Raw genomic sequence first — 26362 nt, 5'->3', positions numbered from 1 at the left:
TCTGGGCGCCGGGTATCCGCGAAAGTGGCGACGCGTCACCAACCACTGCGGCCGTGGCTGCCGTGTCCTCTGCGCGCTGCAGCGCGGTCCATCGCTTTACATGCCAGTTCCATGCTTGCATGACGCCTGCAGCCGTCTCACACCAAGTTCAACAGCTCGCCGCGGACGCCGTCGGCCTGCAGATGCAGATAGCCGACGCTGATCGGCAGACTGAAACGGCGCGGGCCAGCGCTGCCGGGATTGATGTACAGCACGCCGTCGCGGGTCCGCAGCAAGGGTTTGTGCGAATGCCCGCTGACCACCACGTCCACGCCCGCAGGTTCGCGCGCCAGCGTCTTCAGGTCGTGCAGCACGTGCAGGCGCACGCCTGCGATCTCGACGTCCAGGACGTCCGGCAGCGTCTGTGCCCATGGCGCGATATCGATGTTGCCGCGGATCGCGTGCAGTGGCGCGATCGCGCGCAAGGCGTCGAGGATGTCCGGCTTGCCGACGTCGCCGGCGTGCACGATCGCGTCGCAGCCCTGCATCGCCGCCAGCGCCTGTGGCCGCAGCAGGCCATGGGTGTCGGAGATCAGGCCGATCCGCAATGACTGGGTTGGATGCATGGGCGCTGTCCGTAACGGAGAGGTGCCATTAGCCTAACCGGGCAGCGCAGAAAGGCATGTCGTCAGAAGATCGCCTTCGACAGCTGCTGCTCAAGCGTAGGCGCACGGTCGAATCGTTGCGAGCGACCTTCCCATCCGCATCGGCTGGGTGGCGCGTGCGTTCAACGTCGTTGCTGCGATCCGCCCGCACCGCGGCTGCGGCGAACGACTCTTGACACGCCGGCGATGCCGAATATCAGGCCCATGCCTCCCATAACCACGGGCACGCCCCACAGCGCCCCCGGATCATCGATCACGGCGCTGCCCGACGGCCACTCGGGCAGGTAATGCACCCGCACCGTCTGACCTGGCCGATGGATGGAGATGAAGCCGCCCTGGGGATAGGATATTTTCTCGCCAGCACCTGTCGTGAAGGCGATCTCAGGATGCGCGCCGCCGGCGTTCAAGCGGCTGACGACGCCATCGGCGGTCTGTGCGCGAGCGAGGAATTCGTGCCGGTCAAGCGCGAGACCGGCCGCAATACCCAGCAAGACGAGCCCGAGCAGCGCGAACAGCAGGCCCAGCAATATGTTCCCGATACGGGACGCGGCGTCGTCGGACATTGGGTTCGGTGTTCGTCCATGAAAGGGCGGGCAGGATAACGAAGAAGCCTCGCTGGCGCATTCCCGACGCCACCTCGAGTCGTTCCTTCGACCAGCAGGCCGGAAGCGCCGTCGCTCAGACCATCGTTGCGCAACGCTGCCGAATGGCGTTCGATTGTGGAGCGAACGAAATTCAGAGAGCTGCCCGACAACCCGATCGATGCACCGATTCTCGCACTCGCTTCAAAGCGCCGCTGAGCGGTATGCCGGTGTCAGGGCGTCGAATTGAGGACGGCCTCGAGACGATGGCCGTCGGGATCGACGACGAACGCGGCGTAGTAGCTGTCCCCATAGTCCGGACGCAGCCCGGGAGCGCCATTGTCCTGGCCGCCGTTTTGCAGCGCAGCCGCATGAAAGGCGTCGACGGCAGCATGGCTGGCGGCAGCGAAGGCGAGATGGAATCCAGGGCCGGGTGCGCACGCGTTCGCGCCCCTGAGCTTGATCGCCAACCGGTCGCCGCCGCCGGGCAGGCCGTAGCCCACCGCTTGATCGTCGTCTCCCGGGGTCAGGTCTTCCCACACGCGCACGTAGCCGAGCGGCAGAAGCGCCGCGTCGTAGAAGCGCGCCGAGCGCTCGATGTCGGAAACGCCAAGGGAAATGTGGTGGAGCATAGGGATGGATGTCTCTCGAGGACTGGGCGATTGGGAGAGCCGGCCGGACTACTTGGCGCCGCGCCGGCCATGGCGCCTGCGAAGATGCCTGGATTGCGGCTCATTCCGCGCGGCCGGCCAGCGTCGTATTGAAAGCGAATTGCTCCGCGACATCGATCAGTTTACGGGAACTGGATTCGACGGACCCTTCCTCGGTCCAAAGAAACGGAAAGAAGTTGAAGCATTGGGTGCCATCGGACTGTTTCACGTCGGCTTCCCAGCCGTGCCAGCGCAAGCCTTCGTAGAACAGGTCCAGTCGGTCGCTGAGCGCCCAGCAGAGGAAGTCGCTGTAGCCGATGTCCATGGCCTCCCATCGCAGCGTATCGGGCGCAAGGTAGTACAGCGCGCCCAGATCGCTCCCCAGACTACCGCCGTTCACCGAGAAGAAGCCGCCCACGACATCGTCCGCGACCAGCAGGTGACCCGAAGACCGGCCGGCGTTCCACGCGACGATGTCGCGCGGCAATTTCGGATGCCCCGAGCCGAGGATGCGCAGCCAACCGTGATCGATCAACAGCCCGCCGGTCTCGTACGCGATGGCGCCCATGGGCGAGCGCGTGGTGACCTGGAGGCCGACCAGGACCTCGCCGTGCTGCTGCGAAGGCGGAAGGACCTCGAACGGACGGCTGGCTTCGGAAAGCCATTGCCTGAGCAGCGGCATCGCAGGGTCGTCGCCATCGAGCAGTTCTTGAAGGGTTTGCATGAATATCCGATCTGTATGGAGCCGACCCGCGAAGTGGGATCGGCTTGAATGAGTCGTTGTTCGCGAGCAAGGCGGCCATGAGCCAAGACGCTGCGACCGGGGGAAGATCCATGCGATCGTAACGTCCTCGAGGGCGATCGAAGAGCGCCCTCTGTCGCCCGGTCGGTGGCTGACTGCAACTCCCACTGCTTGGGGTGATCCAGGATCGATCAGGACTCGACCACGTAGGCGTTCAACTCGGCCATCAGGCCGTCCTCGAAGCGCCACACGTCGCAGTACGCATGCTCGACTTCTTGCCCGCTCGATCCCTTCAAGGCGATCACGCCGATCGCCGCAAGGAACTGACCTTCCGCGATCATCCGATGCACCCGGAACACGGGCGGTTGCTTGTAGGCCTCTGCCATCCATTGGCGCACGGCATCCTTGCCCCTGAGCGTCCGATCGCCGATGAAGTTCCATACGGTGTCTTCCGTGCAGTGGCGCAGGAAGCCTTCGAAATCGCCGCGGGAGATGGCTTCATTGGCCTTCTCCAGCGTCTGTTTGTGCAGGTTCGACATCGCAATTCTCTCGTCTGCCAAGTGCTCGCACAGTAGCTGTCCGGGCGTTGCGAGTTCGTCATGAAGCCTCGCCCTGTGAGGCACTCCGCGAACGGCGCCGGCTTGGCGCGGTCGAATGCCAGGTACAGGTCTTGGGCAGCCACACCTGCTCGGCAAGTTCTCGGCTGCGGGCTCTGGTCGAACGACGTGCCAGGGGCAACAAAAAGCCGCTAGTCCGGCAGGAGCGCGCCATTGCGGGCGATCTTTGCACCACAAGACGGACACGACCAGCCCCCGAGCATCGCTTCCCGGGTGCTTGAAGGCTTGCGGAAGCGAGGCAACGCCGTGTTGCATCTAGGGCAGAACTTGCGAGGTAGCAATAAGCCGAGCAGCAAGACGGCCAGTCCGCTAGCCAGGCCGGCAACAATCACTATCGCGATCAAGACTTCCATGAATCCTCCTGGCGCCAAGGCCGAATTGGCTGCACCGTGAAGCGGCGCCAGCTGGAACGAGTCGTTAGGCCTCAATCTGCAGGCCCATAGCGGTGGGTAGCTCACCAACGAACCTGCTGGATGCAACTCACCAGCCGATCGCAGACGGTTTCCTGATTAAAGCGATTTCGACTTGAACGAGTTCCTGGCCACGTCACCAAAATACGAACCAGCAGATAACTGCGACAACACACAAAGCAATTGCCCCCAACCAGCGTGGATGAAAGGACAAGGTCGTGGTAGTGGATGCAGGAAGGATCCCTGACTCGAGCTCCGAGATGATACGGGAGAGCATTTCATCTTGGAACTTCCCGTACTCCGGGTCTTTGATGCGGACGTCCGCATCGTGCAGGTAGTGCATGGCCCGGGATGGGAGCGGAATGCACAACGTCTCGGAGAACTTCCGCGCTGAAGTATCCCAGGCGCGGACTTCGGAGGCGTTGGTCGGAGAGGTTCGCTGCAGCTCCCGAAGCTGCGCTGCGACTTCCCTGAGTTGCTGGAGGTCTGCCATTGGTGGCCTAGCGCCGATTGAATGCCCGAGTCGCGAAACGGCTCGGCTTGAACGAATGGGTCAGGCTGTCGCTACGCGTCCCGGCCGCCAACCAAGGAGGCGGGCAGGCAAGAACAGGATGGCCTGTAGGAACGCGAACATGGCAGAGAACGTGATCCCCACAAGGCGGAACGGCAGGGTGAGCAACCACACGATGGGCCACAGGACCAAGGCCAGCAAGGCCAGCGGCCAGCACAGCACAAACAGAAGGCACCAGACAACGATGGCAATTAGCGCTTTCACGACGCGGCTCCTTGGCCGGTGAGCGGAATCGCAAGGATTGCAGTCCCATGGCAGTGGGGCGACTGGCGTGCGACGAACTGGCCAAAGGGGCGGGTAAAACGCCAAATATGGCGACGAACTCTCCCGGGGCCTGGCCGAGTCAAGCCGGCCCGCGAAAGGGTTCGGCTCGAACGAGTTGTTTGGGCTATGCGGCGGCATTGCTGGGCTCTGGGAAGATGCCGAGCAGCGTTTGCTCAAAGCCGACAATGCTCACGGTTTTGTAGTCGATCATGCGGATGCGGGATGCGGCAAGCTCAACAAGAGATGGGTCCGCATTGGTCAGCCGGTCTTTGACGCCGAGATTTAGGTCTAAGAGCGGAAAGGTCCAACGAGAATCGCCCACCTCCAGAAATTCGTGAAGAGGTAGCCCGCTTGGACACTCGTAAACGGTTATCCAGTCGGGTCGGAAGTTCCCGATCTCACGAAGTTCCAATCCGCAGTGGCTGCAATGTCTTGGCATAGGACTAACGCCGGAACAGAACCGGCTGCGGTCGCTGGTGCGGGTTTGGTTTGAATGGATTGTTAGGCACCGGTTGCACGCTGCACGGCCAAAAATTTGCGCGTGGCAGGAGCCAATGCGGTGAGTAATAGGAAGGAAATGGGAACCGCAATCCAGGCCAATGCGATAATTTGCGTTGTGACGGCCACCCAGATGACGTAGATGAGCGCAGCGACCATGCATGCGACCAAGTACCAGTATGCAGCCCTGGATCCACGCCATAGGAACCAGAGGGCAAGTAGAGTCACAGCCGTCCCGGCCGCTTGGCTCCAACGCAAACTGCCTGCAATCACGAACAGGGCTTTAAGCGCCAGATCGCCAACGATCAGCGTCGCGGTGAAAGCGGACAGATAGATGCGGCCCCGCGTTTCGATCGAGATCACTACCTTGCTCCGCGTGGCCTAACGCTTGAGTTAAGCCAAACACGAAGCGGGCTCGGCTTGAATGAGTTGTCAGGCATCACCTGGTGGGTCATCGGTTACAGGTCGAAGAAATCGAAGAGCGAGAAATCCAGGTCCGGGAACTCCAACCAGGATAGATCCCAATCGAACCATGCTGCTGAGTGATCGGTCGCGACCGCCCGGAGCATCTCGGATTTCATCGCTGCGTAGTCGCAGCCTTCGGCGACCCCTGAGTGCAGGCGATCAAAGTCCTCGTGCGAGTTGAACATCGCATGGGACCAGCAGGCCACGTCGATGTCGATGTTCCGTCGCCGGTTGGACTCTTTGACCTGCTCGACCGTGTAGAACTTTCGTTTCCCGTGACGCCGGACGAGATCGTCCCCGACTGCCAGAGCTTGGGCCTGCTTGTCTTGCGGGCTGATGGAGCAAGGAACTGGCTGTGCTGCTGCACTCATACACACTCCTCTGATCTGTCTGTAGCGCCTAGCCTGAGTGAAGCTATGCACAAAGTGGTGTCGCTTGGACGAATTGTTAGGTCGAGCCTACTGAAGAACGTGCCGACTCGTCTCGAACTTCGCCAAGCTCCCGCCGTGGAACGTGAAGTTCAGCTGGAGTGCGACCGGATGACCCGAAGTGCCGCCCTTGGAGCTCGGGTCATCCCCGATGCAATCGGCCAGAGGCGGTGTAAGGGACGAGCTGAAGCACTCGAGCGAGACGCCGTGGTGCGCTGCAAGCGCAGTTACGGCGCTTTTTGCGGTGCCGATGGGCGCCTCTGAGGCGACGGTCTTTTGCCAGAACGCGTCACGTTCCTCAAGGTTACCGCGGCTGAACATGCCATCGAGCAGCCCAGTAGCGTGCAACAGCAGCACACCTGCCACCACGACGATCAAGTACGCGAGTGCTTTTCCCACAAGTAACCCCCTGTTCCACCTGCGCGGACTAACGCCTGAATTAGGCCGACCCGCGAAGCGGGTTCAGCTTGAAGGAATTGTCAACGCTCAGCAAGGCTTCCCATGAGTCGCATCTCGACACCATGACAGAAAACTTCTTTAGCTTGGTTTGACCACAGTACGCGCCGCCTTCCAGCCGAGAAACACACCAAGCAGCAAGAACAAAGCCGTAAGGATCATTGCGAAGTTCACTTGGCGGCAGCGCAAGTGCTCAGCGAACAGTGAGAAGCTGTTGCCGCAGAAGCCTGAGGCCAGACTTGCGGCGGAAAATATCCACAGAAAGCAGTAGGCAGCGCCGAATCCGCATATGGCTGATCCGCTTATTAAAAAGGATCGATGTGTCAAGTTTCTCATTCTGTCGCCTAACGCCTGAATCGAGGCGAGCCGCGAAGGGGTTCAACTTGATGCATCGTTAGGGCCCGCTGCTAGAGCCTTAATCACCGGCATCATAGATGTCCAGCCCTAGTGCAACGCCGCGCTGGCCAAGGGCAAGTAAGGCCTTGGCCGAAAGGGGTAGCCCGTCATTGCTACTGCCCATGAAAAGGCCGCAGAACAAGTCCGGTTGATAGCGGGCCAGAGAATCCCAAGCACGGAGATCCTGAGTGAGTTGTCCTAGGATTTCCCAGGTTTGTGCTTCAAGGTCCTCGGGCTCACGGCGGGCCGCACTGAGTCGCCAGCTTCCAGTCTTGGCAACGCGCACCATGCCGGTGTTGCTACCAATAAGCTCTTGGCCCTTCCGATGCGACACCGTTGGGCTCGCTCCGAGCAATGCGGTGAGCTCATCAGGCACGAGGTCGTCTCCGAAGAACCGGAGTGTTGCAACGGAATGGTCGATTTCTCCCATGGGACCCTAACGCTTGAAAGTAAGCCGCGTCGTGAAGTGGCGTCGGCTTGAATGAATCGCTAGGCGGTGCCACTAGTCACTGCTCCCGGTTGCGCCAGCGTCACTACCGCCGCAGCCACAGCTCCCAATGCCTGGGCCGTCCGGCGCGCCACCATCGGATGGCAGATAGAGCGGGTCAACTGTGCTGGACGATGTGGGGCGAGTTGCCTGGGAAGAGACAAAGGCTATGCAAACGATCGCGCCAATGACTGGAATGAACCAGATAAGAGCAAGTTGCAGCAGGCGCTGTGATGGCGAGAGCACTGAGGCGCGAAGTACTGCAACCGATGCGACGATGTTGACAAGAGCAAGGGCCGCAACCAGCAGAAGTGTCAGCTCCATCGAGACCTCCAAAGCCGCTTAACGCCTGAATTAAGCCGGCCTGCAAATGGGTTCGGCTTGAATGAACCATTAGGCCCCACGTCGGGACACCTGAGCAGCGGTTGCAAGATGCGCCCCGACTGCAGAGAGAGTGGCGAAGTGTGGGTTGCCATCTATGTGAAAGATGCTGGAAAGAGACTCTGCCAGAGTGGGCTGATCCGGTGCTTGAACCAGGCGATACGCGCCGTCACCAACAGTGAGCCTGCCATGGTGATTTGGCATGATGAACTCCGCGCTTAGAGCGTTGCCGGCCTCATCCCAGAAGATCCAGCTGCCATCCTCCACATCGATACCCTCGCAGTAAGCGATTGCTTCCGCAATGGAGTCAAATACGAACAGGGTGTTCTCGTCGGTTGCTGTAGCAAAGATCATGGGGTCTTACGCCTGAAATACTCCAACTTGCGAAGAGGGTTGGGCTTGAACGGGTTGTTAGGCCTCATGCATGGCTGCTGTGTGAAAGACGCCTTGTCGCCACGAGGTGGCCGTACCGGATAAAATATTGCCGCACTTAACCGGCGAGTGACGTTGCCGCCAACAGAGGCAACCGATCTGTAGGCGTCTGCGGCCAGGCGTCGGGACTGAAGTCCCTCCTACAGTGCGATGCCAGCACGCCATGAAGACCGCGGGAACCCGCGGTCTTCATCGAAACGCCTCAGCCGTCCAGCATCGCCTTGTCGCGTACCGCGCCCTTGTCCGCGCTCGTCGCCAGCAGCGCGTACGCCTTCAGTGCGGTGGTGACCTTGCGTGGGCGGACTTCGACCGGCTTCCAGCCTTGGGCGTCCTGTGCGGCGCGGCGGGCGGCCAGTTCGGCGTCGTCGACCAGCAGGTTGATGCTGCGGTTGGGGATGTCGATCAGGATCTTGTCGCCGTCGCGGACCAGGCCGATGGCGCCGCCGGCGGCCGCTTCCGGGGAGGCGTGGCCGATCGACAGGCCGGAGGTGCCGCCGGAAAACCGGCCGTCGGTGAGCAGGGCGCATTGCTTGCCCAGGCCCTTGGATTTCAGGTACGAGGTGGGGTACAGCATCTCCTGCATGCCGGGGCCGCCCTTGGGGCCTTCATAGCGGATCACCACCACGTCGCCCGCCTTCACTTCGTCGGCGAGGATGCCCTTGACCGCCGAATCCTGGCTCTCGAACACCTTGGCGTTGCCTTCGAACACGTGGATCGATTCGTCCACGCCGGCGGTCTTGACCACGCAGCCGTCGAGGGCGATGTTGCCGTACAGCACCGCCAGCCCGCCCTCCTGCGAGTAGGCATGGGCGACGTCGCGGATGCAGCCGGCTTGGCGGTCGACATCCAGCGTCGGCCAGCGCGTGGCCTGGCTGAAGGCGATCTGGGTGGGGATGCCGGCCGGGCCGGCCTTGTAGAAGGTGTGCACGACGTCGTCGTCGGTCTGGGTGATGTCCCATTGCGCGATGGCATCGCCGAGGGTGCGGCTGTGCACGGTGGCCTGGTCGGTATGCAGCAGGCCGCCGCGCGCCAGTTCGCCGAGGATGGAGAGGATGCCGCCGGCGCGGTGCACGTCTTCGATGTGGTACTTCTGGATGTTCGGCGCGACCTTGCACAGCTGCGGCACGTGCCGCGACAGGCGGTCGATGTCGCGCAGGGTGAACGGCACTTCGCCTTCCTGTGCGGCGGCGAGCAGGTGCAGGATGGTGTTGGTGGAGCCGCCCATCGCGATGTCCAGCGTCATCGCGTTCTCGAACGCGGCGAAGGTGGCGATGCCGCGCGGCAGCGCGGTCGGGTCTTCGGCGCCGTACCAGCGGTGGCACAGTTCGACCGCGGTGCGCCCGGCCTTCAGGAACAACTGCTCGCGGTCGGCATGGGTGGCCACGACGGTGCCGTTGCCGGGCAGGGCCAGGCCCAGCGCTTCGGTCAGGCAGTTCATCGAGTTGGCGGTGAACATGCCCGAGCACGAGCCGCAGGTGGGGCAGGCGCTGCGTTCGAACGCGGCGACCTTTTCGTCGGAGGCGTTGGGATCGGCGGCGATCACCATCGCGTCGATCAGGTCCAGGTTGTGATCGGCGAGCTTGGTCTTGCCGGCCTCCATCGGCCCGCCGGACACGAACACGGTGGGGATGTTGAGGCGCAGCGCGGCCATCAGCATGCCGGGGGTGATCTTGTCGCAGTTGGAGATGCACACCAGCGCGTCGGCGCAGTGCGCGTTGACCATGTACTCCACCGAGTCGGCGATGATCTCGCGGCTGGGCAGCGAGTACAGCATGCCGTCGTGGCCCATGGCGATGCCGTCGTCCACGGCGATGGTGTCGAATTCCTTGGCCACGCCGCCGACGCGTTCGATCTCGCGCGCGACCAGCTGGCCGAGATCCTTCAGGTGCACGTGGCCGGGCACGAACTGGGTGAAGGAGTTGGCGATGGCGATGATCGGCTTGTGGAAGTCGGCATCCTGCATGCCGGTGGCGCGCCACAGCGCGCGCGCGCCGGCCATGTTGCGGCCGTGGGTGGAAGTCTTGGAGCGATAGTCGGGCATGGGGGTGTCGTGCGGTCGGAAGGCGGGCGGAATGCTGGCGGAAGTGGTCGGCCCGGCAGGGTGCAAAGGGTTGCATTCGCAACCTTTTGCGCCGGGTGCAAGGCCATTGGCCACGTTATCACGCGGCCTGCACGGCTGCCTTGCCGGCGCTGAACCGGCACCGCTGCGCCGACCGCACGGACCACCGGGCGATGCTTGAGGCGATGCGGATGAATGGGCAGGCGCGGTACCGGCGGTTTCCGTCTCCGGCCCGAACAGGCATCATCGCATTCTGAGGTCCGGGAGGGAGACGATGAAACGATCCAAGAAGGCCGCGCTGTTGCTGATGGGCACCGCGCCGCTGCTGTTCACCGCCTGCGAGCGCGAGGCCAAGACCCAGGAGGGGCTGTACACCTCGGTGGAAGCCTGCGCGGCGCAGACCCACGACATCACCACCTGCCGCGAGGCGTTCAAGCAGGCGCAGCAGCAGTCGGCCGAGCAGGGGCCCAAGTACGCCAGCCGCGAGCAGTGCGCGCAGGAGTATTCCGCCGAGCGTTGCGTGGAACAGCGCGACCATCAGGGGCATTCGTTCATCGGCCCGCTGATGACCGGCTTCTTCCTGTCGCAGATGCTCAACGGCAACCGCATGGCCGGCTTCAACGCCGCGCCCGCGTACCAGGACCGGCAGAGCCAGTGGCAGCGCCCGGCGACCGGCGCCGGTGCCGGTGCGGCGACCAGCCTGCGCGGCAACCAGACCATGACCCATATCGGCGCCACGCCGAACCGGGCGGTCACCGTCAGCCGCGGCGGCTTCGGCAGCTCCAGCGGCGCGCGCGGCAGTTTCGGCGGCTGATCGCCGCGCTCACGTCGCACCAGCCAAGGAAGCACATGCAACGCATCGCGATCGTCGAACGCGGCGACTGGCGCGCGCAGGCCGCCGAGTGCGGCTTCCGTTTCCACACCATCGGCGGCGAGCGCTATTGGGACGAACGCGCCTACTACGCGTTCACCCTGCGCCAGATCGAGCGCGATCTGGAGGATCCCAGTGCCGAGCTGCACCAGATGGCGATGGGGCTGGTGGACGAGATCGTCGCCAGCGAGGCGCTGATGCAGCGGCTGGCGATTCCGCCGGCGTTCCGCGACTGGATCGCCGAGAGCTGGCGGCGCCGCGATCCGCACCTGTACGGGCGCCTGGACCTGGCCTACGACGGCACCGGCCCGGCCAAGCTGTACGAACTGAACTACGACACGCCGACCTCGCTGTTCGAGTCGGCGTTCTTCCAGTGGCAGTGGCTGGAAGACCAGCGGGCGCAGGGCCGCCTGGCGCGCGACGCCGACCAGTTCAACTCGATCCACGAGGCCCTGGTGGCGCGTTTCGCCGAGCTGGCGGCGCGGTTGCCGCCGCCGCTGTATTTCGCCGCGGTGCGCGACTCGGAAGAAGACCAGGGCACGGTCGCCTACCTGCGCGACTGCGCGGCGCAGGCCGGGTTGTTCGGCGAGGCGATCGCGATCGAAGACATCGGCCTGTCCGAGGACGGCCGCTATACAGATCTGGACGACGCGGTGATCGGCGCGCTGTTCAAGCTGTATCCGCTGGAGGACCTGTTCGCCGAGCGCTTCGGCCAGGCCTTGCCGGGCTCGGGCCTGCGCCTGCTGGAGCCGCCGTGGAAGGCGCTGCTCAGCAACAAGGGCATCCTGCCGCTGCTGTGGGAGCGCCATCATGGCCATTCCAACCTGCTGCCGGCCGCGTTCGACGACGGTGCCGCCTTGCCGCCGGGCTGGGTGCGCAAGCCGCTGCATTCGCGCGAGGGCGCCAACATCGCCCTGCACCTGGCCGACGGCCGCATGCTGCAGAGCGACGGCCCCTACCAGGGGCCATGCATCCGCCAGCAGGCGCATCCGTTGCCGGTGTTCGACGGCCGCTATCCGATGGTCGGCAGCTGGATCGTCGGCGACACCGCGTGCGGCATCGGCATCCGCGAGGACGATGGCCCGATCACCCGCGACAGCGCGCGCTTCGTGCCGCATGCGATCGTGGAGGAAGGGCGGCCGGGCGTGTTGTACGCCTGAGCCTGGGCGCGGCCGCACAGGTGCGCGCCGGCGACTCGCATGGCCATCGCCATCGGCGAACGACGCGGCCACGCTGATGGCGATCATGGGCCTATCGTCCGCTGCGGCAGCCGGGCACGCTGGCTTACTCTAGCGATCCCATCCACGCAGGTGCCACGCCATGGATCGCAATTCGATCGCGCAACGGTTGCAGGAGTTGAAGGACGAGCGCCGCGCGGGTGGCGTGCAGCTGCAGCAGCTGGACGCCCGCAGGAACGATTTGCAGCAGACGCTGACGCGGATCGATGGTGCGATCCAGGTGCTGGAGGAGCTTTTGCGCGAGCAGGAGGAGCCGCCGGCTTCGGCGTAGCGGCCTTCGCCGCAGTCGGGTTGCGAGGGGTGCCGATCTCTCCCGGCGAGGCGTGCGGCGCTGCGCGCATGCGTGCGTGCGACGATCGCGTGTTCCGGGATGCGGATCGCGTCGCGCCGTGCCGATCGCTGCATCGAATGGGGCGTCCGGACAAAAAAAGACCGGCGGGCATCGCTGCCCGCCGGTCCGTTGCCATCCTGGCGTGAAGCCTTACTGCACGCAGTTGGTGATCGTCGACTGCACCGAGGTGCGGAACGTGGCGACGCCGTCCAGGTAAGCGAAGCCGTTCGGCAGCACCGGGCGCGTGGTGGTGTTGTAGAACTGGCCGTACAGGTCCTTCAGCGCCTGGATGTGCGCAGCGCTGCCGTTGCCATTGGTGTAGCCGGCCAGGTAGGTGATCGCGGCGATCGGGTACGCGTTGGCGATCGCTGCCGACGGGCTGACCAGACGCACGCAGTTCTTGGTCGCGGTCGAGCCGCTGCCCGGAACCAGGTTGACGGTGGCGCCGTCGAGCACGCGACCGGCCAGCAACCCGGTGGTCGGGTTGATGCTGATCGGGGTCGGCACGCCGGACGCGTTCTTGCCGAACAGCGCCGGGTCGAAGCCGTTGACCGTGGCGTAGTCGGCCGCCTGGGCGACCACTTCGCCGATATCGGCATAGCCCAGCGCATCGGCGTTGGCGGTGCTCAGTACCGCCGCGACCACGCCGGCGTTGCCGCTGGCGCTGACGCCGCGCGTGCCATAGACGGCGCTCGCGCCGCCCGGCAGGGCAGCCGTGAAGCTCTGGTTCGGGGTGAAGACGAAGCCGGACGGCACGTTGGCGGTGCCGTTGCAGCGCGCGGCCAGGAAGCTGGTGAAGGCGAAGCTGGTGCCGCTGCCATCGGTGCGGTAGACGATCTTGATCGGACCGGCGGAGCCGGTCACGCCCGGGATCGACGACCAGTTGCTGACCTGGCCGGAATAGATCTGGCAGACCTGAGCGGTGGTCAGCGCGACGTTGTCGACCGAATCGTTGTGCGGCAGGGCGATGGCGCCGGCGATGGTCGGGATCTGCACCAGGCCCACGCGCGCCGCGGCGTTGGCACCGCCCAGGAACGTGGTGTAGTCGTTGGTGCTCAGCGGCGAGTCGGTGCCGATGAAGTCCGGGGTGTTGCTGGCGCTGGTCGGCGCGCTGAAGCCCACCGGGGTGGCGCTGAAGTCGCGGCAGCTCTGGTTGGCGATCGCGCCGTTGAGCGCGGTCTTGCCCAGGCCGCTGCCGGTCTGGCAGTACGACACGTTGTTGGTGGTGTTGGTCTTGTAGGTGCCGAACACCGAGCCGGCGGCGATGCCGGAGACGGTGAAGCCGGTGCCGGGGGTGTTGCCGGCATTGGTGGACAGGCGCGCATCCGGGTTGGGGGTCAGGTAGCCGGTGCCGACGTACGGCTGCGCCGGGAAGGTGGCGCCGCCGCCGTACAGGTTCTCGGCCGCCATGGCCGAACCGCTGGACAGGGCCGCGACCGCAACGGCGATGGCGCTGAAACGGGAAATGTTGAGGTTGAGCACTTGCTTCTCTCCTTGGTGAGAAAACGACGGATAGGATCCGGGGAATTTCTTGACCTGTAGCGTGCTTGCGCCACAGTGGTGGCGCAGGAGAAAGGTTGCGCTCGAACAATGATATTGAAGAGACATTCGCAGGTACTTTTCTTTACCTGTGATGCGTAGCTTGAAACAAATTGATCTTGGTGGCCGTTGACATAATGCGTGCACGGCAAAATAACGTTCTGGCTGAATTTCCACAGGCCGTATTTTCCGTTGTCTACATAATGCGACGGAGATTATCGGTTCGGACATGGGCCGGCTGCGGATCCGGCCCATGTCGTCGCAATGTCATGGGCCGGGCTGGCAGCGCGGGTCGTCCATGGCGCAATCGCCGAGACCGATGACCTGCACGGTGATGACCGACGGCGCCTCGCGCGGCGGGGTGTTGCCGCGCGAGGCCATGTCGCCGACCGCGTCGGATACCGCGGCCGCGGCGTTGGATGCCGCGCTCAGCGCGCCGCCATCGACGCTGCGTGCGCTGCCGACGCCGACCGTATCGCCCTGCACCTGGATGTTGTCGGCATTGGCGACGAACTGCGACGCCACGATCAGGTTGCCGCTGACGCGGATGCCGGCGTCGCCCGCATCCACCGTGCCGCGTGGCGCGACCAGCACCACGTCGCCCTGCGGATCGGCCGCGTCCACGCGCAAGGTGGCGATGCCGGCGCCGCTGACCTGGCCGCGCGCGTTGAGGGTGCAGTAGCGGTCCAGGTCGCACTGATAGCTGGCGCGCGACTTCTCCGAACTGGTCTTGGCGCCCTTGCCGGCGTTGATGTCGCCGTTGGAGCTCCACATCGCCAGGTCGCCGCCGCGCTGGGTGAAGATGCGGCTCTGCGCAAGCAGCACGCTGGCATCGGTGAACACGCCGACGTCGCCCTGGCCCAGCGCCAGGATGCCCTGCTGGGCCGGGCCGATCAGCACGTTGCCCTGCGTATCGAACACCGCTGGCGGCGCCAGCGCGCTGCCCACCTGCATGCCGCCGCCCGGCCCGAGCACGCGGATATCGCCGCCGTTCCCGGTCTGCAGGGTCGAGCCGCGCATGTCCAGGGCGCCGGTGCTCACCCGCGTCGCCGCGCCGTTGGCACCGCCTTGCAGATTGTTGGCGGTATAGCCCAGTCGCCCCGGATACAGGGTTTCGATCGCCTGGTAGCCGCGTGCGTATTGCTGATAGTCGGCACTGGCGGGGTCGGCGTAGCCTTCGCCGACCTGCTTGAGCACGTCCAGGAACACGCGTTCAACCAGCAGGCGCCGATCCTCGCCAGGCAGTTGCTGGAACGCGGCCCATGCCTGTGCGACCGGCAGTTCGCTCAGGGGTGCCAGGCCGGCCCGCTCGCGTGCGTCGTTGCTCCGCTGCAGCACGAACTCCGCCAACCAGCGGCGGTAGGCGTCCTGGCTTTGCGCGCCGGCCGGATCCAGGTACAGCGCCGCGAACGCGTCGGCGGCGTCGCCAGGGGCCACGCCGAAGCGTGCGACCAGCGTGGCGCCGGTCGTGGGCAAGCCGGGATTGTTGCTGTTGCCGATGGTGCGGATGCCGCCGTCCAGGGCATCGATGTTCCTTCCTCGTGTGGCGGCCAACGCCTCGTTGGCCGAGGTCAGCGGCCCCAGGTTGCGACCGGCCTGCACTTCGAAGGTGCCTGGCCCGCCCAGTTCCAGCCATCCCCAGCGCGCGACGTAGCCGGGATCCAGCGGTGCGCCCTGGATTGGCGTGTAGTACAGGTCGCGTCCGGCCACCACCCGGGTGACGTCGCCGGCCCGGTAGTTCTGCGCACGCAGGTCGAGGTTGACGATATCGCGCCCGGCGCGGATGCGTGCCGGCTTGGGCAGATCGAGCGTCAGCGGATTGAGCCGATAGCCATCGGCGGCGAAGCCGCTGACGATGTCGCCGTCCAGGCTGTACAGCAACGCCGGTGCACTGTCGTTGCGATGCAGGTTCAACAACTGGTTGCGGTCGGGCACGCTCAGGTCGTTGCCCGCATAGGCGCCGGGTGCATCGAGCATCCACAGCGAGGTGCCGGGCAGCACGCTGTCGTTGAACAGCGCGATGTCGTCGCGTGCGAGCAACGCCAACTGCCCGCTGGCCGACGGGAACAGGCGCGCGGCGCCTTCGATCTGGACGGCGCCATGCTGCGCGATCGCTTCCAGCCGCGCCGGCAGCACGTTGTCGAACACCTGCTGGCTCAGCGAGACGCTGTCGGGCAACGGACGGTTGTTGTCGCGCTCGCCGAAACCGAACAGCAGGCCCGGCAGTTTCAGCGTCTTCAGCCGGATGTCGCCGTCCAGCGCGGCGATCTGCACACTGGAGTCGGTGCTGTAGTCCTGGCTGATGCGGTCGGTTGCCAGCAGCGCGGGAATGCCGCCTTCGTTGGGAATCACGTAGGTCGGGTTGACGATCGCGCCGATCGCCGTGTCACCGCGCGTCTGGATTGACCACTGCGCATCCTGCAACGCGAAGACCGGATCCACCGCGCTTTCGACCTGACGCAGTTGGCCGCCACCGTCGTAGCCCTGCGCCTGCAGATCGAAGGCGCTGCCGAGGCGCCCGCCGGCGCGCAGATGGCCTTCGCCGGCGGCGACGAAATAGTCGCCGCCAAGCACATCGCGGCCGGCATTCACGCTCAGGTTGCCGCCGCCGAAGACGCGGCGGCCCTGCTCGCCTTCGATGTAGTTGGTCGGCAGCGATACCGACAGTTCGCGGATGTCGCGTCCGGCATCCACGGCGACGTCGCCGCCGCTGCTCATCACGCCCTGGGCGAAGCCGCCGTAGTTGATCTGCGCGGCGATCGAGGTAAGGCCGTCGGCCCCCAGCGGATTGCCCAGCTGCATCCACGGCCACCAGTACTGGCCGACGTAGTTGCCGACCACGCCGCTGCGGCTGCCGTCGGTGTCCACGATCTGCCGATTGCCGACGATGTCGCGGTTGGCCTGCAGGCTCAGGTCGCCGCCGGCCTCGGCGTTGGCCTGGGCGCCGATCACCACGTCGGCGGCGCGGCTGCCCGCGCTGCTGCGCGCCACGTAGGTGTCGGTGCCGATCGCGCTGCCGTCCACCGGGCGCCCAGCGGTGTAGATGCTGGCCGGTGCATCGGTGTCGGCGAAGTGCAGGTCGCGGGCGGCGGCGATCTGGATGCTGCCGGTGCCGGTGCGCAGCACGGTCGGCAGCAACACGTCCTTCTGCCCTTCCTGCTGGTAGCGCTGGTGACCGTCGAGCACCACGTCGGCGTCGGCGTCCTGGCGCAGCGCGTCGGGACGGATGCTGGCGAAATCGGCGCCGGCGACGATGCGGTAGCGGCTGCTGTCGCCGCCGATCAGGCTGGCGGTGGCCAGCGGCAGCGGGTTGCTGCGGCTAGCCTGCAGCGAGGACGGGGTGTTGTGGGTGTCGGCGGGCAGCAGCGCGCCGAGCACGGGCAAAGACGGTGGAACGTAGGCCGGCAGCGCGCCGAAGCCGGACTGGCCCCAGAACGCGTACAGGTCCAGCACGTAGCGCTCGTAGCTGGCCAGGTAGCCGGGATAGTCGGCCGGCGCGGTCGGCGACGGCGGCGGCGCCGGTTGGCCGGGGAATTGTTCCACCACGCTGCCGAGCTCCGGCGCGTACTGCAACAGGAAGCCGTCGAGCATGTTGATCGGGGTTTCCGGCGTGGCGCCCATGTCCGGCTGCGTCTTCTGGAACATCGCCAGCAACTGCAGGTACTGCCCGTAGTACTGCTGGGCCTGTGCGTCGTCGCCGTTCTGCGCAGACGGCATGGGGACGAGCGTGTCGATGCTCACGCCGAATCCCAAATACAGCTCGCTCAGCCCCTGGTACTGGCCGGCGGCATCGTCGTAGCTGGCCTGCGGGCCGCCGCTGCCGAACGGATTGCGCAGCTGATAGAAGCCGTCGCTGAGGCTGGCCTTGATCGTCACTTCCTGTGCCGCACGCAGGGTCAGCACCGGCGCCGCGCCGTTGTAGCGGAAATCCAGCGCATCGCGCGTGGCGCCCGAACCCAGGTTCCAGCTGGTCAGCACGCTGATCGCGCCGCCGTTGATCGCCGGGTCCGGGTTGCGCAGCTCGATGCCCGGCCGTGCGCGGAAGTTGGCGATGCCGGCGAAGCGTCCGGCGAAGGCGAAGCCGGGTTGCTGCACGAAGCCCATCAGCGTGCCTGGGGCGGCGCTGGCGTCGTCGCGGTAACCGTAGAACTGGCGATGCGCGGCGTTGGCCGCGTCCGGTGTGAACAGGTGGCGGCTCAGATAGTCGGCCAACTGTGCCGGCGTGGACGGTGCGGCCAAGGCGTTGCCGGCGGTGTCGGTCCAGCTGCCGGGCAGCAGCTGGCCCTGCGCGTCGTACCAGCCGGCCGGATCGACGATGCCGTCGAAATGCTGGGTCGGGTCGCTGCTGGCATCGGTGGTGCTCCACACCGCATAGGCTTCCAGGCCCACTTCGCGGGCGCCGGCGATGCGCGCGCCGTCGGCGATGGTCACGTTGACCTCGCCGTCGGCCAGCAGCGGCGCACGCAATTGCACGCTGCCGCCGGACAGACCGCCGGCGCTGCCGCCGGAGACGTCGAGCAGCGCGCCGGCGCCGATCGCGATGGTGCCGGCCGCCGCAGCCTGCACGTTCTGGTAGCCGTAGTCGGCGTTGAGTGTGCCGTCCTCGCGGCCGCTGCTGCCGAGCACGATGGTGCCGCCGCGCCGATCGGCGGCGCTGCCGCGCGCCAGCAACCGGCCGTTGACCGCCACGCCGTGGCGGCCCCACAGCGCGATGTCGCCGCCCTGGGTACCGGAGGCGTCGATCAGCCCGTCGATGCGCACGTTGCCGTTGCCGGCGTCGCGCAGCAGCGCATCGGCGCCGCCATCGGCGGTCAGGCTGACGCGCTGCGCCTGCAGCGAACGGCCGGCGGACAGGGTCAGATTGCCGCTGCGCGCATGGATGTCGATGGCGCCGTCGATGCCGCTGTTGGCCAGTTGCGGCGCCAACGCGTCGAGGTCGACCGCGGCGCCCGAATCCAGCGCGAAACGGCCGCCGCGGCCGCTGCCGGCGGCGCCGTCGAGCGTGCCCAGCAGGCGCGCGGCGCCCAATGGCGTGGCGATGTCGAGCGAACCGGCATCGGCGCTGCCGGCGGCGGAGAAATCCAGCAGGGTGGACGTGGCGGCATTCACTCCGCCGCGGTCGGCCCGCAGTGCGATATCGCCGCCGGCGGTGTAGGTCGGCGTATCGAAGAAGACCTGGGTGGTGCCGGACACGTCGATGCTGGCGCCGGAATCCAGCCGCAGGTCGCCGCTGGTGGCATGCACGTCGACGCTGCCGGAGCGCGCGCGGATCGCGCCGTTGCCGTCGATGCTGCCGCCGACCAGGCCGACGCTGCCGCCAAGCGGCGTGGCCGCGCTCGCGGTGCCGCCGTTGCGCTGCAGGTGCAGCGCGCCCTGGGTGACCAGGCGATTGTCGGCACCGGCATCTGCCACCAGCACGGGCGCGCGCAGCGTCACCTCGCGCGTACCGAAGTCGAACTGGCCATGCCCGCGCACGAACAGCGCCTGCTCGGCATCGACCGCGACCGCACCGAAGCCGGCCAGCTGCTTGTCGCCGCTGCCGAACGCCACCTCGCGTCCCTGCAGTTGCAGCAGTCCGCTGCCGCTGCCGCTGTCGGCAGCGGCGCTGGTGCCGATCTCGTTGGACAGGGTCAGCTGGTCGGCGCGCAGCCGCACCGTGCTGCCGTCGCCGACGAAGCGCGCGGCGCTCAAGGTCAGCGCGTTGTCCACGCTCAATTCCAGGCCGCTGGCGAAGCTCATGTCGCCGTAGCTGCGCAGGCTGACCCGCTTGGCGTCGGCGAGCTGCGCCAGGCTGGCCGCGCCGATCACCAGGCCGCCGGCATCGGTCGCCGCCGCGCCCGCGTCCAGGCGCACCTGGCCGGCGCTGGCGGTGATCGCATCGGCTTGCAGGCGGGCGCCGGCGGCGACCTCGGTGTCGCCGGTGGAATCCAGGTTCAGCGAGGCGCCGCCGAGCAGCTGCGCCCCGTCGCCGACACGCAGCCGGCCCTGCGCCAGCGCTGCGCCGGGAACGTTGCGGCGTTGCAGGGCCGCATCGCCGTAGCTGGACAGGCGCAGCAGCGCGCCATCGCCACTGGCCCCGGCGGGAGCGCTGTCGCCGATCAGCAGCGTGCTGGAATTGCGCGTGCCGCTGCCGCCCTGGGCCTGCAGCACGCTGCCGTCGGCGACCTGCACGCCGCCATCCGCATTGGCCCCGGCCACCAGGATCAGTTCCGGCGCGCGCAGCGGATCGCGCGCATCGTTGTTCACCAGCACGTGTTCGGCGCCGACGTGCAGCAGTGTGCCGGCGGCGGTCTGCTCGCGGGTGCCGCCCAGCAGCAGGCTGCCGGCGTTGAGCGTATTGAGCGCGGCGACATCGACGCTGACGTAGCCGTCCAGCGCTGCCTGGCCCTGGCCGCGGACCTGCAGCGCGCGTGCGGTGATGTCGACCTGTGCGGCGGCGCCGCCGTTGGCCGCGGCGGTGGCGAGGGTGGCGCCCAGCTGCAGTCGCTGGTCCGCCGACAGCACCAGTTGCCCGCCGTCGCGCGGCAGCTGCGGCGTGGCGTTGCCCTGGCGCGTGGCCAGGCCGGCGAAGAAGCTGTTGGCGCCGGTCAGGGTGTATTCGGAGTACTGGCCCCAGGTCGCCCGCGATTGCACCTCGAACAGGCTGCTGCGCGCGTCGCGTGCGCCGCTGAGGGTATCGACGTAGTGGCCGGCGACCATCGCGGTGCCGTCGGGCGCGATCTGGTTCTGCGCCGCGGTCGCGTCCTGGCTGCCGCTGCGCGCCACGACGCGATAGGCGCCGGGCAGGGTGGCGTACTTGGCCGGCAGCAGCGTGTAGACGCCGTCGGCGAGGCCCGGCACGCCGCTCAGCTGCACCGCGCGTCCCAGCGCCGGCGCCGCGTCGCCCTGCTCGAACAGCGCGTCGGTCGCTGCGACCGGCGTCTGCAGGCCGGGAACGATCGCATAGACCTCGCGTGCGTCCGCATACAGCGGCACCTGCTGTGCGCTGCCGCTGGCGTAGCTGGTGTTGTAGCGCGACAGCACGTCGCGGCTGCCGCCGGTGCCGGGGACCCATTCGACCGCCTGCAGGTCGCCGCCGCCGGACAGGTCGATCTGCGCGCCCGCGCCCAGTTCCACGTCCGCGGCCTGCAGCCGGATCTGCTTCTGCGGCGGCGCGGCGAGGTCGGCGTTGCTGGCTTGTGGGTTGACGTCGTAGCGCCACTGGCTGCCGTCGACGGTGCTGCCGTAGGGCAGCACCGCGCCTTGCAGCGACACCGAGGTGACGCTGCCCGCGCCCAGGCTCACGCGGCGCGTGGGCGCCAGGGTGCGCGTGCCGAACAGCGCGCGCGCGGTGGCGTCCTCGCCGGCGGCGCCGACGCCGAGCAGCAGGCGTCCACCCGGCGCGCGCACGGTGCCGTGCTGTTCGATCTCGGTGGCGTCCAGCGCCAGCGTGCCGCCCGCCGACAGCGGCAGCGCCGCATCGCCGCCGTGGTCGGCGATGTCGATGCGGGTGTCGGCACGCACCCCGGTCTGCGGATCGAGCGCGCCCAGTGCGCGGATCAGGAAGGTCTCGCCGCTGGCCGGGTACAGCTGCGCGGCGCGGAACTCCAGGTCGCCGGCAGTGAGCAGTTCGCCGGCGCGCGGCAGTGGCGTGGTGGTGCCCTGGAAGGCGTAGGCCGCGGGCGTATGCAGGCGCAGGTCGCCCTGGCTGTGGAATTGCGCCAGGCCCACGCCATTCAGCGCGAACTGGCCGCCCAGGTCGATGTGCTGGGCCTGCACCGTCAACCTGGCGGCGCCGGGCGCCGGCGGTTCGACCAGGCTCGCATCGGCGGTGGCCGGACGCCAGCCGTTGAGGCCAACATAGGCGGCCGACAGCGTCACCTGACCGCTGTCGGCGAGCGCGCCGAAGCTGCCGGCCTGCGGCGCCAGCAGCGCATAGGAGGGGGCGTTGAACACCAGTGCGCGCGCCAGCGACAGGTCCACATCGCCGCTGAAGCCGATCGGGACCAGCGGCGGGGTGGCGTCGCTGCCGCTGGGGGTCTGCACGCCGGCGTAGAGGGTCTGGACGCCGCTGTCGGCCAGCCGGTCGGCGGCGAAGTACAGCAGCCCCGACGGCGCGGCCAACGCCGGTTCCAGCGCCTGTCCCGGCTGTGCGCCGGCCGGCAGACGGCTGTCGCTTTGGGTGAAGATCAGGCCCTTGGCGGCGAATCCGTTCGGAGTGCGACTGCCGACCTGGCTGAGGGGCAGCAGCGCGAGGGTGCCGCCCTGCGCCTGCGCGGCACCGCCGTGGGCCTGGATGCGGCCGTCGAAGAACAGCCCGGCGCTGGCCGCCAGGGTCAGGCGCCCGCCGTCGCTCCACACGGTCTGTGCTTGCAGGCTCGGCGTGGCGCCGCCGAACAGGCCGGCGCCGGTGGGCAGGTCGAACACCGCCGAGACGCCGGAAAGATCCAGTTGCGCGCCGGCCTCCACGACCACGTAGCCGCCGTCGTTGCTGAGGGTGACGGTGCCGCCGTCGAGCACGCGCCCGCCGCGCGGCACCACCGGTCCGCGTTCGCTGGGTTGCAGCGTGGGCGCTGGATCGGACAGGACGATACCGGACACGTCCACGCGGCTGTCCGCGCCCAGCCATACCGACTTGCCGGCATCGGCGTAGGCGCGGCCGTTGTCGCCGCCGGGTGGCGGGGCCAGCCCCGACTGCTGGGTGGTATCGCCGGACAGCACGACCTCGCCGCCGCGCGCGCTGATCTGGCCGAAGATGTTGACCTGCCCGCGCGAGCCCAGCCGTACCGTCGCACCCGGATCCAGGGTCAGCTGCGCGCCTTGCGCCAGTTCCAGCGTGCCCGAGGCGGCGCTGTGGACGGGATTGCCGGCAACGCGGCCGAGATAGTCGCCGGCGCGCAGGGCGAAGTCGGTGGCCGGTCGATAGAACGGATCCAGCTGGCCCAGGCGCACGTAGCCGTTGCCGCCATCGCGCAGTCCGGCCAGCACGTCGGTGCCGCTGGACGCGGCGCGCAGCGCCTGCACGTCGGGCAGCAGGTTGCGCTGGCTGACGCGCACTTGGGTACCGGCGGCGATGCCGGCGTCGCGTTCGGCGGCCAAGTCGTAGCTGCCGAATCCGTGCGCGGCGAAGAACGCCGGGTCCAGTTGCAGGATGCGCGCATCGGCCGGCGCGTCGCCGCCGATCTGCACGCCCAGCGCGCGCAGCGTCAGCGTGCCGCCGCCGGCAAAGCTGTCGGCCTGCAGGCTGGCCGGATCGAACTGAAGGCGTCCGGCGCCGTCGGCCGGCGTCAGATCCACTACGTAGGTCGGGTCGGCGGTGCTGTCATTGGATGGGCGCAGGTAGGTCTGCAGGCCGATGTCGCCACCGCGGCCCAGCGGGCGCCCGTCGCGCATCGCCAGTTCGCCGTCGGCATCGACGTAGCCGCCGCTGTTGGCGCGCAGCGACGCACCCGCTGCGATCAGGATCGAACCGGTGTTGTCGTGGCGGATGCCGTCGGCATCGGTGTCCACGCGTTGCTGCGTGCGCAGCGACAGCGTGCCGCCGTCGATGAAGGCTTGGCCTTGCGGGGTCTGGGTCAGCCGGCGGTCGTCGTTGACCCACCGTCCGCTTACGTCCAGCAGCGCGCCGCCGCCGACCAGCAGGTCGCCGCGACCGAACGCCAGCAGCGCGTCCTGGCCGGGAGCGGCTATCCGCAGGTCGCCTCCCCTGCTGTCCAACGCGATATCGCCAGCGCGCGCGATCAGCGTGCCTTGCACGTCGACGCGTCCGCCGTCGAGCGTGATGCTGCCGCCATCGGCGACCTGCAGGCGCGCGTCCGCGGCGACCTCGATGACGCCGTTGGCGGTCTTTACGCCGACCGAGGCCAGGCCGGCCTCCTGCACCCAGCGCGCGGACAACTGCGACCAGTAACCGGGATGGCGCGGATCCTGTGGCGCCAGGCCGGCGTCGGCCAATTCCTCCACCGACGTGTCCAGGTCCGGCCCGGCCGTCACCGGGGTATCGGTAACGATCTGCCAGCTGCGCCCATCGCCGCCGTCGAGGTGCAACGCGCCGCCGCGTGCCGGCGTGGCGGACAGCAACTGGTAGCGGCCGGACACCGCCTGCGCCGACAGCGCGCCGCCGAGCACCAGCGCGCCCAGCGTCTCGCGGCCCTGCACGTTGTCGTAGTGGCGGTCCAGCGTGATGTTCAGGCTGCCCGCGTCACCGCCTTCCAGGTAGTCGCTCTCGTAGTAGCGGCGGCTGCCGAGCAGGGGATTGCTGTAGCGCTCGGTCACGCCCCAGCGCGCGTGGTGGTGGGTTTGATCGCCGGCGATGCCCACGTAGGTCAGCGACGGATCGGCGCTGGCCAGGTCGTACAGGCGGCCGTTGCTGCCGAGCAGCCGCGGCGTCTCCACCATGCCGCCGCGCACGTGCAGGTAGCCGCCGTCCAGGTCCAGCCGTGCACCCGGATTGAGCACCACGTCGCTACCGCTGAGGTTGATCGTGCCGCCGTCCAGCAGCATGTCGTCGATGGTGCGCGGCACCTGGTCGACATAGCCCTGCGCGTTGAGCAGCGGGCTGCCGACCCAGGCCACGCCGTCGGCGCGGGTGCCGCTGGCGCGACGGTCGAACTGCAGCGCCTGGCGGGCCAATGCGCCGTCGCGCTGCAGCGGCGAGTCGGCCAGTTCGTTCTGGCCCACGCGCGGGATCTTGACCAGATTGCTGGACATGTCGCGCTGTACGTCGGCCAGGCCGGACACACTCAACTGCGCGCCGTTTTCCACCAGGATGCGGTCGTTGAGCAGCGTGCGGCCACGGTCGGGCGCATCGTTACGGCTCAGCCCGGTCACGTTCATCGTCGCGCCCGGCGCCAGCACCTGCGTATCGGTGCCGATCCGCACCTGCGCGCCGGCCAGGGTCAGCGATGGCGCGACGAAGGCCTGGTCGGCGCTGGCGCCGGAGGTGGTGGTCTCGCCGTCGCGTTCGGGCAGCACCGCGGTGAGCGCGCCGGCCGCCAGCTCCAGGCGCCCGCCCAGATAGGGCGTCGCGCCGTCGTTGCCGGTGTAGTTGCCGTTCTGGTCGATCGCCAGCAGCGATACGTTGCCCGGACGGCTGATGCTGGTGGTGGCGCTGACCACGCCGCGCTGGCGCACGTCGTAGCCGACCAGGGTCGCATCGCCGCGGCTTGCGGCGACCACGCCGCTGTTGTCCAGTGAGCCGATCTGGCCCATTGCCGCGCCGGGCAGCGAGAAACCGCTGAAGCCCACCGGCAGCACGTTGCCGGCGGCGCTGGGCAACGCCGTGCTCTGCCGCAGCCCCAGCACCGCCGCCAGCATCACCTGCCCGTCCTGCGCGGTCACCGTGCCGGCGTTGCCGACGTTCGGCGCGGCGATCAGGGTGTAGCCCTGGCTGCCGCTGGCGATGCGCGCGCCGCTGTCGATCCGGATGTCGCCAGGCGGTTGCCCGGCGGCCATGCCGTCCAGTCCGGTCAGCACCACGCCGCTCTGGCCGGCGACGCCGAACAGGCCGCGGGCGAGGAAGGTCTGGTCGCTGAGCGCGCGGTTGGCGTCGAACAGGTCCAGCGAGGACACCAGCAGCGAATGCGCGTTGACCTGGCTGGCGCCGCCGAACAGCACGCCGTTGCGGTTGAGCAGGTACACCTGGCCCGGCGCCTGGATGCTGCCCAGGATCTTGCTCGGCGCCGCGCTCGGGTCGTTGACCCGGTTCAGCGCGATCCACTGCGCCGCGTCGCTGCCGCCGGCGGACTGGTCGAACTGCAGGCGGGTGCGGCTGCCGACGTTGAACGTTTCCCAGTTGAGGATCGCCTTCTTCTGGGTCTGCTGGATGGTGACCTGGGTGTCGCCGCCGACCACCTGCTGGGTCGGCGCGCGTGCGCCCAGCCACACGTTGCGCTGGCCAAGGCGCGGGTCGTCGCTGCGCACCGTGCCCGGATCGATGATCGCGCCGTCAGGCAGTTGCAGGCCGCCCTTGCCGAGGCCGTCCGGCACCATGCCGGCCTGCGATGCCTGCGCCGCGGCGCGCGCGGCGGCCTGCATCGCGTCCAGGCTCTGCCGGGCCTGCGCGGCGCGCTGGAAGGCCTGCAGCGATTTCTGCGCCAGGGCGCTGGCCGCCGCCGACTGCAATCCCTGTTGCTGCGCGGCCGCCGCTGCCTGCGCGCCCGGATCGGCGCCACGGCGCACGAACGGACTGGTCTGCGCCTGGCTGCGGCCGACCAGGGCGGCCGAGATCGCCAGGCTCAGCACCAGCAGGCGAAGGGGACGGCGGAGGCGGTTGCGGCGGCGGCGACGGTTGCGGGGCATGGCGGCGATCTCGGTAGCGGCGC

19 protein-coding genes are annotated in these 26362 nt (G+C 67.7%); 3 read left to right on the top strand and 16 right to left on the bottom strand.

Annotated features, from left to right (window positions below):
• Positions 1-137: 137 nt before the first annotated feature.
• The 14 genes from J2Y70_RS15005 to ilvD form a co-directional block, all read right to left on the bottom strand.
• Entirely contained in the window at positions 138-605 is a 468-nt protein-coding gene (locus tag J2Y70_RS15005) for a metallophosphoesterase family protein (protein WP_309919132.1), read from the bottom strand.
• A 161-nt stretch (positions 606-766) separates the two neighbouring features.
• Positions 767-1207, bottom strand: a complete 441-nt coding sequence (locus J2Y70_RS15000) for a DUF3592 domain-containing protein (protein WP_309919129.1) — start codon at positions 1205-1207, stop codon at positions 767-769.
• Positions 1208-1458: 251 nt separating this feature from the next.
• Positions 1459-1857 (bottom strand): VOC family protein, encoded by a 399-nt coding sequence (locus J2Y70_RS14995; RefSeq protein WP_263396113.1) that lies wholly within the window; start codon positions 1855-1857, stop codon positions 1459-1461.
• Positions 1858-1957: 100 nt separating this feature from the next.
• The gene (locus J2Y70_RS14990) at positions 1958-2599 is read right to left on the bottom strand and encodes a DUF2625 domain-containing protein (RefSeq protein WP_309919126.1); all 642 of its coding nucleotides are present in this window, start codon (positions 2597-2599) and stop codon (positions 1958-1960) included.
• A gap of 209 nt (positions 2600-2808) precedes the next feature.
• A complete protein-coding gene (locus tag J2Y70_RS14985) occupies positions 2809-3156 on the bottom strand; it encodes a nuclear transport factor 2 family protein (protein WP_309919124.1) in 348 nt (115 codons plus the stop codon).
• A 209-nt stretch (positions 3157-3365) separates the two neighbouring features.
• Positions 3366-3587, bottom strand: coding sequence for a hypothetical protein (locus J2Y70_RS14980; RefSeq protein WP_263396110.1), 222 nt, complete (start codon positions 3585-3587; stop codon positions 3366-3368).
• A gap of 610 nt (positions 3588-4197) precedes the next feature.
• Entirely contained in the window at positions 4198-4419 is a 222-nt protein-coding gene (locus J2Y70_RS14975; RefSeq protein WP_263396108.1) for a hypothetical protein, read from the bottom strand.
• 184 nt (positions 4420-4603) lie between these two features.
• Entirely contained in the window at positions 4604-4918 is a 315-nt protein-coding gene (locus J2Y70_RS14970; RefSeq protein ID WP_309919120.1) for a hypothetical protein, read from the bottom strand.
• Positions 4919-4980: 62 nt separating this feature from the next.
• The gene (locus tag J2Y70_RS14965; protein ID WP_309919117.1) at positions 4981-5340 is read right to left on the bottom strand and encodes a hypothetical protein; all 360 of its coding nucleotides are present in this window, start codon (positions 5338-5340) and stop codon (positions 4981-4983) included.
• A 95-nt stretch (positions 5341-5435) separates the two neighbouring features.
• Positions 5436-5813, bottom strand: coding sequence for a DUF6559 family protein (locus J2Y70_RS14960; RefSeq protein ID WP_309919114.1), 378 nt, complete (start codon positions 5811-5813; stop codon positions 5436-5438).
• Positions 5814-5900: 87 nt separating this feature from the next.
• Entirely contained in the window at positions 5901-6248 is a 348-nt protein-coding gene (locus tag J2Y70_RS14955; RefSeq protein WP_309919112.1) for a hypothetical protein, read from the bottom strand.
• Between the two features lie 493 nt (positions 6249-6741).
• The gene (locus J2Y70_RS14950) at positions 6742-7152 is read right to left on the bottom strand and encodes a DUF4279 domain-containing protein (protein WP_309919110.1); all 411 of its coding nucleotides are present in this window, start codon (positions 7150-7152) and stop codon (positions 6742-6744) included.
• A gap of 450 nt (positions 7153-7602) precedes the next feature.
• Positions 7603-7944, bottom strand: coding sequence for a hypothetical protein (locus J2Y70_RS14945; protein WP_309919107.1), 342 nt, complete (start codon positions 7942-7944; stop codon positions 7603-7605).
• A gap of 280 nt (positions 7945-8224) precedes the next feature.
• Positions 8225-10063 (bottom strand): dihydroxy-acid dehydratase, encoded by a 1839-nt coding sequence (gene ilvD / locus J2Y70_RS14940; RefSeq protein ID WP_309919104.1) that lies wholly within the window; start codon positions 10061-10063, stop codon positions 8225-8227.
• Positions 10064-10355: 292 nt separating this feature from the next.
• Here ilvD and J2Y70_RS14935 point away from each other — a divergent pair, with 292 nt between their 5' ends.
• The 3 genes from J2Y70_RS14935 (at position 10356) to J2Y70_RS14925 (ending at position 12461) form a co-directional block, all read left to right on the top strand.
• The gene (locus J2Y70_RS14935; protein ID WP_263396104.1) at positions 10356-10895 is read left to right on the top strand and encodes a DUF1190 domain-containing protein; all 540 of its coding nucleotides are present in this window, start codon (positions 10356-10358) and stop codon (positions 10893-10895) included.
• Between the two features lie 35 nt (positions 10896-10930).
• The gene (locus J2Y70_RS14930; RefSeq protein ID WP_309919097.1) at positions 10931-12112 is read left to right on the top strand and encodes a glutathionylspermidine synthase family protein; all 1182 of its coding nucleotides are present in this window, start codon (positions 10931-10933) and stop codon (positions 12110-12112) included.
• A 160-nt stretch (positions 12113-12272) separates the two neighbouring features.
• Positions 12273-12461: a hypothetical protein gene (locus J2Y70_RS14925; protein ID WP_309919094.1), complete on the top strand. Its 189-nt coding sequence runs from the start codon at positions 12273-12275 to the stop codon at positions 12459-12461.
• Between the two features lie 210 nt (positions 12462-12671).
• Here J2Y70_RS14925 and J2Y70_RS14920 read toward each other — a convergent pair whose 3' ends face one another.
• Positions 12672-14003: a substrate-binding domain-containing protein gene (locus J2Y70_RS14920; RefSeq protein WP_309919092.1), complete on the bottom strand. Its 1332-nt coding sequence runs from the start codon at positions 14001-14003 to the stop codon at positions 12672-12674.
• A gap of 324 nt (positions 14004-14327) precedes the next feature.
• Positions 14328-26339 (bottom strand): filamentous haemagglutinin family protein, encoded by a 12012-nt coding sequence (locus J2Y70_RS14915; RefSeq protein ID WP_309919089.1) that lies wholly within the window; start codon positions 26337-26339, stop codon positions 14328-14330.
• Positions 26340-26362 lie beyond the last annotated feature (23 nt).

Source organism: Xanthomonas sp. 1678 (assembly GCF_031455575.1).
Classification (GTDB): Bacteria; Pseudomonadota; Gammaproteobacteria; order Xanthomonadales; family Xanthomonadaceae; genus Xanthomonas_A.
The sequence above is the reverse complement of the archived record's forward strand: the minus strand, read 5'-3'. Positions and strand labels throughout refer to the sequence as shown.